The organism is Methylobacterium persicinum (assembly GCF_022179525.1).
GTDB classification, from domain to species: domain Bacteria; phylum Pseudomonadota; class Alphaproteobacteria; order Rhizobiales; family Beijerinckiaceae; genus Methylobacterium; species Methylobacterium persicinum.
This window is the reverse complement of record NZ_BPQX01000047.1, coordinates 1-8,388: the sequence shown is the minus strand read 5'-3', so window position 1 is coordinate 8,388 and position 8,388 is coordinate 1. Positions and strand designations below refer to the sequence as shown.

Annotated in this window: 6 protein-coding genes; 3 read left to right on the top strand and 3 right to left on the bottom strand. The window is 62.7% G+C overall.

The genetic code is table 11. The features are described 5' to 3' along the window. Positions 1-848 precede the first annotated feature (848 nt). The gene (flgC, locus tag MFF22_RS19165) at positions 849-1,259 is read right to left on the bottom strand and encodes a flagellar basal body rod protein FlgC (RefSeq protein WP_081496985.1); all 411 of its coding nucleotides are present in this window, start codon (positions 1,257-1,259) and stop codon (positions 849-851) included. 684 nt (positions 1,260-1,943) lie between these two features. Between flgC and MFF22_RS19160 the strand changes: the two genes are divergently transcribed. Beyond that, on the top strand, positions 1,944-2,165 hold the full coding sequence (locus MFF22_RS19160) for a hypothetical protein (RefSeq protein WP_007564015.1): 222 nt from the start codon (positions 1,944-1,946) through the stop codon (positions 2,163-2,165). A gap of 161 nt (positions 2,166-2,326) precedes the next feature. Here MFF22_RS19160 and MFF22_RS19155 read toward each other — a convergent pair whose 3' ends face one another. Beyond that, the gene (locus tag MFF22_RS19155) at positions 2,327-4,396 is read right to left on the bottom strand and encodes a carbohydrate porin (protein ID WP_238251047.1); all 2,070 of its coding nucleotides are present in this window, start codon (positions 4,394-4,396) and stop codon (positions 2,327-2,329) included. Between the two features lie 849 nt (positions 4,397-5,245). Between MFF22_RS19155 and MFF22_RS19145 the strand changes: the two genes are divergently transcribed. Then, complete coding sequence (locus tag MFF22_RS19145) at positions 5,246-6,487, top strand: MATE family efflux transporter (protein WP_007564013.1); 1,242 nt, start codon at positions 5,246-5,248, stop codon at positions 6,485-6,487. Between the two features lie 204 nt (positions 6,488-6,691). After that, the gene (locus MFF22_RS24910) at positions 6,692-7,123 is read left to right on the top strand and encodes a UCP034077 family protein (RefSeq protein WP_503128771.1); all 432 of its coding nucleotides are present in this window, start codon (positions 6,692-6,694) and stop codon (positions 7,121-7,123) included. Here MFF22_RS24910 and MFF22_RS19140 read toward each other — a convergent pair. Continuing rightward, positions 7,108-8,382 carry an IS256 family transposase gene (locus MFF22_RS19140; RefSeq protein ID WP_238251050.1) on the bottom strand — a complete coding sequence of 425 codons (1,275 nt, stop codon included), beginning with the start codon at positions 8,380-8,382 and terminating at the stop codon, positions 7,108-7,110. The two genes, MFF22_RS24910 and MFF22_RS19140, sit on opposite strands and share 16 nt — an antisense overlap. Positions 8,383-8,388 lie beyond the last annotated feature (6 nt).

Sequence of the window (8,388 nt, the reverse complement as noted above, 5' to 3'; positions counted from 1 at the left end):
CGGTCCACGCCGGATGAGTACGACGCAGCGTCCCGTAGAGTGCCTTTCTACGCCCCTTCGGGATGAAAACGACGTGGTATTTGCATGCCCCCTTGGGTTATTACTCACCCCTGGACTAGATCGGGATTTCTTCTGCCAAATCAACCAGTTAGGGCAGTTTTTCGCCGATCCTGCCGTTATAGTAATTGTGGCGGCGGTACCAGTACTCGCTGCGACCGCGTCGGGTCTAATGCCTCGAATAACACGTCCTTACTATTTTGATCGGAAACTCCGCTCTCGCGCGCTGAAAATCCTCACGGGCGTAAAATTTCACTCGTCCGCCAAACTGCTGGTTTAATTGGCTTTTCGGAATTCATAAGGGGGTGGGTAATTACCCCCTTGGTGTGGCTTAAGCTCTCGAACTTGTCCATCGTTGAAGATCTTCCCGTGTGCTTGGCGGCTCACGGAGAGATTTTCTTCGATGGACACTGCCGAAAACGTCAAACGCCTACTGCCTCCCCGGCAAAGCCGGGGGAACTCCCGATGGGATCAGCTAAGGCTGTGGGTCTCATGGCGAGATCCCCACGACGGTCAAAGCTTATGCTCATTCTCGTAAGTTCGGGAACGCACCATAAGTGGTTACAAGGGCACCGTCCGGGAGTTGTCGCAAAGTCGGTGTCCAGGTTGCGTCCGCTGGGAGAGGGCGTGCCTGCGCCGTCGCCGGTCAGCGATGCTGGGCCGAGGCTGAGCGCTCCGTCGCGTACCCCCTGTCCGCAAGGGGACGCCCTTGCAGACATGAAAATGTTGTGACCACGGCCTGCCTGTAATTTCGACGCTGAACGCTTAACGGCACAGCCGTTGCATTGAGATTATTTGAGTAAATCGGCTGTGGCCTTTTGAACGGCATCTAGAGAGGACATGGCACTCAAATTTGACTGGTATGCGCGAATGGCCGTTTGGAGATCAGCGATTTCCGTCGCCATATTAACGTTCGGCAGCTTGATGTTGCCACGCGCATCCGCTGCCACGTTGCTGGGATCGTACTGGATGCGGAACTCGCTGGTGTCGCGCACGATACGCACGACCGGCATCTCAGGACCTGTCGAACTGATCGGTTCGAACACGGCGATTTTTCGGCGATAGGGATCTGCTCCGCTTACGCTTGCGGTTGAATTGGCATTGGCAATGTTTTCGCTGATGGCACGGATACGTGCTTGTTGAAGACGACGTCCTGCAGCTAAAATCTCGGACCCAGATAGGGGCACTTCTACCTTAGTCATGGGAGCCTGACAGATGGGCCTCAGAAATCCTTTAAATAAACCGTTAACGCGAGATGGTTAACAGAAAATTAATATTGCAGAAGCTATTTACGGATTAGAAACGATCAATCGTTTGTAAAAATTACATGAAAAATCGCTAGACATAAACTTAATAATGCTATTTATCCGCTCCAGACCAATAAATCTGAGATTACGACACCTCAGAGTGTGAATTGACGCAGGATTTCGGATGCCAATTTGAGCGCGGCAGGGAAGCCAGGCTGGTGTTCGAAGGAGGGGCACGCGCTTCAAGATTGTGGTGCGGTTACCGGCAGCGTGCCCAGCGACGTGGAAGATCTCGAGAACCTGCCAGTGCCGCTGCCAGAAATTCAGGCTGTCCCGGCGAAGGCGAGCATGGCTGGCAGCGCGACGACCATCAGGCCCTTTGTGGCCGTCCCCAGCAACGAACGACTTGTGGTGGTGATGTGGATATGCTCATGACGTTATGGGCCCTCCATGTCCGGTTCGGCTGCGCCGCGCGCCTGCATAGCCCGATATGCGCTAGACATCTCGATTGGCGATCAAGCAACGCCGATGTTCAAACGGATCTTACGATCTGGGATTGCATTCACGGGCGCGGTATGCCTGCTGATAGCGGGATATGGTGGATCTTCTGCAGCAGTGGATTGTGCAGGGGTACTTCGAATGCACGGCCTACTGCGCTGGAGCGCCAGGCAGTGCGCATTCACGCAATACAACCCGGAAATCGTTGAAGATGCCAAGCGCTGCTTCGAGCAGCTCGGCTCGTCCATCGCCGTCCCGCTGATGTATGCGGGACGCGAACAGTTCGAGCGCATGGCCGTCTCACAGGGACGAGAGGCGACCTGTACAGAGATCGCTCGGAAGTTCCCAACGGTCGTGCGGTAGTATGCTGACCGGTGCGGCACAGTCGCGCGCTACGGAAAAGCGTCCTCGCGACTTCTCGCCTAATAGATCTTTACCGATCTATCATTCAGATGGAGTGCTCAATCAGCGGGCTGCGCATGCCATGCACTGACGAGGCGTAAAGATCGCGATTGCACCTTTACTTAAAAGTCCGCGTGAAGCCGTGATGCGAAGAAGTGAGCTGGGCCGCGGTCGCGGTTATAGCCCGGGTTGTTCACGAACTGGTAGTCGAAGGTCAGGGTCACAAACTTGGTGAGGTTCAGGGCGTAGTAGCTCTCGATGGCTCGCTCCCTGCCGTAGCGCAGCGTCCCATCACCGATCAGCAGTCCGTAATAGCCGGCCGCGAAGGCGGCCCGGTGCGAGGGCGAGAGGCCGTTCATCGCAGCCCCAATCCCGATCGTGTCGTCCGGCCGGTCCCAGGCCTTGCCCTTCAGCGACAGGCCGCCGGAGAAACTCTGGTCGATGTCGGCGAACGAGATGTTCTCCGTCCGCCCGTCGTTCAGGCTGGCGCGGGCGAACAGCCCGAGCTCCGGGGTGAGCGCCTGCTCCAGGTTGATGTAGCCGCCGGTCTTGCGGCGGGGGCGCCGCGTCGCCGCGACCGCGTCGTTGATGTCGTCGAACACGCCGAGCTGCGTCAGCGTCACCACCTCCCGGTTGTTGGCTGAGTTGGCAACGTTTGAGAACAGCCCAATGCGCAGCTTGCCCGGCTGGTCCAGCCACGGGAGCACGTAGCGCTGCTCGAACTCCGCGTTCAGTCCGGCGCGCCGGAACACCCGCGGGTCGAGGACGTCGCTCGACGGCTCCTTGGGGACCTGCGTGTAGGCGGCGCGGATCGCGAATTCCGGCCGGTTGTACTCGGCGTAGACGCCCTGGGTGAAGCCGGGGAGGTTCGCCGGGAAGTCCCAGGCCGAGGCGCCCCAGAGCGACCAGTTGAAGAAGTCGACCCGCGGATCGTGCGCGTAGACGTTGCCGTCGAAGAAGTCGCCGAGCGCGAACTTGCCGGCGATCAGCGTGATCCGCTCGGAATCGTAGCGGGTGGCGACCTGGTTGGGCCCGTCCGGCACCTCCACGGTCTCGCCGCCCAGCCCGAACGTCTGCTTCACGTAGTAGCGGTTGGAGCGCAGTCTCGGGAACGGGGCACCGGCCTTCTGCGCCTCGCCGTTGACGAAGCCAGCCACCCCGTGTGTGCCCGACAAGCCGAAGCCCTGGCTGAACTCGGGATTGTAGTACAGCTCAGTCCCTTCCGTGACCTGGAGGCCGAGGAAGGCCGTGGCTGTGGTGGTCTGCCGGGCTTGGTGCGGAACGAGGCTGTTGTCGCCGACATAAGGCGAGCGGAAGCTCGGCACGCCCTGGGCGATCAGCGTCGTCTGGCCGTGCAGCGAGAACCGGCCGGTGTCGCCGTTGCCGGGATCGTGCGGGGCCGTCGCGTCCGGATCGGGCGGCACCTTCAGCCCATCTGGAAACCACATCAGCCGGGCAAACATCTGGTTCGACGTGAAGCTCGCCCGGGTCGTGATCGGGCCGAGACCGGGCACGTTGCCCAGCGTGAGGGCGCGACTGCCGCCGAGGTCGACGTAGCGGTAGTCGATGCCGAGCGCGAGGGTGTCGGTGATGGCGTACTGCACGCCCGCGCCGAGGGTGAAGCCGACATAGCCGAGCTCTCGCCGCGCCGTGGTCTGGCCGCCCGTGTCGAGATCCGGATAGGAAGCGAGAAAGCGCGCGTTCGCCCCGGTGAGCCCGACGGCGCCATAGATCAGGTAGCGGTCGAAGCTGTAGCCGAGGCGGGCGCGCAGGGCGCCGTAGAGATCGGTCTTGGCGCGCACGATGTTGAAGACCGGGTCCACATCCCCGTAGCCGAAACCCGCGATCGTCGAAGGGACAGGTCGCTTCAGGTTCGCCGCGTCGAGGCTGGCCTCGACGCCGTAGACCCACGGGCCGGTCTGCCAGTTCCAGCCGCCGAACAGACCGCCCACCGCCGTGGTGGCGTTCCGCCCCTGGTCGCTCCGGCCGGTGGCATCGCCGCTCTTGAAAGCCGGGACGGAGCGGCCGCCGATTGTCGTTGGGCCGAAGTTATACGCCCCGTAGGATCCGCCCGCGCTGCCCTCCAGGCCGATGTAGCCGCCCGACCAATCGGTGTAGGCAGGAATGTCCGCCGCAGGATGCGGCGCGGTCAGGTCGGCCGCTGCGACAGGAATGCATGGGCTGACGAGCATCGCAAAGCCGCAAAACATTGTCTTGGAACGCAGCCTGCTTGTGAAGGCGGATTTGGCTGTCATCAGTACGCTGTTCGAGGCGCGGCTCACACAGGACCTGACACCGCTTACGGAGCGATCACGGCGCCAACAATGTTTTAGCTCAATTTGTGGACGAGAAAATCTGAGGTGTGCTCAAAGCGACACGATGGCGGAGCAGATTATAAGTGTTATATTTATATTGCTCAAATATTTGATAGCGCTGTGTTTTTCCTGGCTGATCCGAGCGAGCAGACCTTCTACTTCAGCCATGCTCCCGAGGGGACATCGCCGCCCGACTTCGTACGGATCGCCGGCACGCGCTGGGCGATCGAGAGCTACTTTGAGCAGGCAAGGACGAGGTCGGGCTCGACCAGTACGAAGTGCGCTCCTACGTCGGCTGGCACCGACACGTCACTCTGGCGATGGTCGCTCACGCCTATCTCGCCAACCTGCGCAAGGCGGCTCTTCGGGGGGAGATGTCACGACGGATCTAACCGCCGACCTGCCGCCGCTAACCGTACCCGATATCCGCCACCTGCTCGCCGCCTTCGTTGGCCTGCCGCCGCTCGAAAACGCAGGAAAAGTAAAATATACAACATTATAATCGTACCTTCTAAAAATTAGCCTTTTATTACCCGAAACAATGTCGATATCCCATTATAAGCTTTAGCAGAGCTCATGCTATTTTGACGCCGCGTAGGCTCGGCGAGCGCATCAAAAATCATGTCAAATCGGACCGCTCATACTGCTCCCAAAACCCGGGCAACTCTGAGGATAGGCGGACCTTTCGCCCGTGCATCGCTGAGGCTTGTCGGCTCGCGGTTCGCGGTGATCCTGTCGGGTGAGCTCGTCCAGAGCTTGTTCCACTTCGTGCTGAACATTCTGCTCGCACGAGAACTCAGTGCGCGTGACTACGGGCTGTTCGCGATCGTGTTTACGGTAGGCGCCGTGGGCATCACCTACATCCGCGCCCTCGTGGCGGTCCCGGCCACACTCCATCTCACCCGCAGCCGCGGCCGCCCGGCCGCCCGGGGCTACGACGTGATGTTCGGCTCGGGTGCCGCCCTGGTCTCGGCGCTGATGGCGCTGGTCGTCGGCCTCGCCCTCGTGCCGGTGATCGGCCTCGGCGCTCTGGCCGGGGGTGCCTTCGTCGGCCTCTACGCCTTCCGCAGCTACCTGCGGGTCATCCTGGTCGCGCGTGGGCAGCCGCGGATCGCAGGCTTGAGCGACCTCGTCTACGCCAGCTGTGGTATGGTTTTCCTTGGGTTAGGCATGTGGGGAGAAGGGGCGGCGCTCCTCGATCAAGCCTTCTTCGTCATCGCCCTCGCTCACGCGGTTGCCATCGCGGCGTCTTATGGCGCCCTGCGCGAGCGTCTGCGGTTCTCGCTGCACGCCCGGGCGCGGGCACGCTATCTCGTGATCTGGCGCGCGCTCGCGTGGTCGCTCGCGGGCATCACCAGCCTCACCGTGCAAGGGCAGGGCCTTACTCTGCTCCTGGCCTTCGTGATCGGCCCTGGTGCCTATGCGCCGATCGCGGCGACGCTGGTGCTCTACGCACCCTTGCGCATCGCGACGGTCGCGCTGACCAACATGCTTCTCCCCGACATCAGCAGCCTTCTGGCAAAGGGGCAGGTCAGGGAGGCGCACCGCATCGTGGTGCGTTCGGCCGCGGCCATCGGTGGCGCCTGTCTCGTCTATGGAGCGATGATGCTGGTGGCACTACCGGAGATCGAGGCCCTGCTGTTCAAGGACCGGTTCGACGGTGAGCCGATGAATTGGATCGGCATCGGTGTCTGGAGCATCGTCACGCTCGCGCTGCTGTATACGATCCCACGCGCGTTCCTTGAAGCCTCCGCCGCCTTCCGCACGATCACCGAGATCGCGGTAGCAAGCGCCGTGCTCGGCTTCGTCATCATGATCCCCACGCTGACGTTCCTGCCTGCATCCTTTGCGCTCGTGGGCCTCGGAGCTTCCGAGGCTATGACCCTGCTGTTCTCGGTCCGGGCGTTTCTCATTCCTGCATCTGCGTCAGGCAAAACCATCGCCAGGGCATCGAATCTCCTGGAATAGACTGATCGGGAGCAGCCATAGCTGGTCATGAACGAGCCGGTGGCTAGCGAACAGATTTGGCGCCCTGGCATCCCCCCGAAGCTATCAGCGAAGCCGAACGGCGGTATGCCGGGTTACCGCTCTGCCTCCCCGCGCCGCAACGACTTCTAGCGGATGGCGTAGAAATACGGGTCTCCAGCCATTGGGGCGGCATATGGTGCAGCGATGCGCGCGGTGATCCGAACCTTCAGGATGAGAGGGGTCCTGCTCGCCCTGGCTGCCGTTCCCATGCCGGCATGGGCTGAGCCAGCCAACACACTGCCGGAGCTGTGGCGGGCACTTGGGGCCTGCACGCGCGTGAAGAACGTGCCGGCCGCAGCATTGGGCTCGGAAGTGACGGTACTGTTCAGCTTGAAGCGGGACGGCAGCCTTCAGGGGCAACCGCGGATCACGCATTCACACTTGATTGGCGGGCCGGACGAGCAGCAAGCGTTCGTCTCCGCGGCCCTATCGGGGACCGCGACCTGTTTTCCAGTGCCGGTCACATCGGGGCTGGGCGGCGCTATCGCTGGCCGACTGTTCCGGCTGCGTATCCTCAGTTGGCGGCCAGAGCTATGCAGGATTTTAGGTGACGGAGGCGGTCAGGCGGCGCGGTGATCTGGGCTCGCGGCGACCTCGGTCCCGTCGCGGAAGATGACGCCGGCCACGATCTTCGGCAACTGGTTTTCGCCCTTCAGCCGTCGCCAGGTTTTCGAGGCTGCCATCACCAGCTTGAACACCATCAGCTTGGCGGTCGTGGCCGAGAGCGCCCCCTTGGTCCGCACCGTGCGATGCCGGACGGTGGCGAACACGCTCTCGATCGGGTTCGAGCTGCGCAGGTGGTCCCAGTGCTCGGCCGGGAAGTCGTAGAACGCCAGCAGCGCCTCCCGGTCCTTGGTCAGACAGGTGGCGGCGCGCGGGTACTTGGCCCCGTACTTCTCGACGAAGACGGCCAGCGCCGCCTCGGCGGCCGCGCGGGTCGGCGCGCCGTGGATCTCCCGCAGGTCGGCCTTCATCGCCGGCTGAACCGATTTCGGCACCTTGTCGAGGATGTTGACGGTCTTGTGGACCCAGCAGCGCTGGTGAGCCGTGCCGGGGAAGACCTCATCCAAGGCCCGCCAGAAGCCGAGAGCGCCGTCGCCGACCGCGATCTCGGGCGCGATCGACAGCCCGCGCCGCTTCACGTCGACGAGCAACTCCCGCCAGCTCTGGGCGCTCTCCCGCACGCCCACCTGGAAGCCGACGAGCTCCTTCCGGCCCTCGGGCGTTGCCCCGATCAGCACGAGCATGCACTCGGCCTGATCCTCCATCCGGGCCTGCAGGTAGACGCCATCCGCCCACACGTAGACGTAGCGGCGGGCTGAGAGGTCGCGAGACTGCCAGCGGGCATACTCGTCTGCCCAGGTTGCCGTCAGCCGGGCGATGACGGCCGGCGACAGGTTCGGAGCGTCACGACCCAGAAGGGCTGCCAGCGCCTCCTGGAAGTCGCCGGTCGAGACGCCACGCAGGTACAGGACCGGCAGCAGCGCATCCAGGCTGCGGGTGCGTCGCGCCCACTTCGGCAGGAGCGTCGAGGTGAACCGGACCCGGTCTGCAGGTCCTGCCCCACCGCGATCCCGGACACGAACGCGTGCTACCGGGACCGGGCCGATGCCGGTCTGGATCATCCGCTCCGGACCGTGCCCGTGCCGCACCAGCCGCGCGCGTCCGTCCGGCAGCCGCAGATCCTGCATCGCCGTTAGGAAGGCGTCCGCCTCCATCTCGACAGCTTGGGCAAGAAGGCGGCGGGCACCGGCGCGCAGCACCTCGGTCAGGGGATCGTCGATGTCCTCGGGCTGACGAAGCCGGACGATGTTGGTAGGTGTAGCGGCGCGCAATCGAAC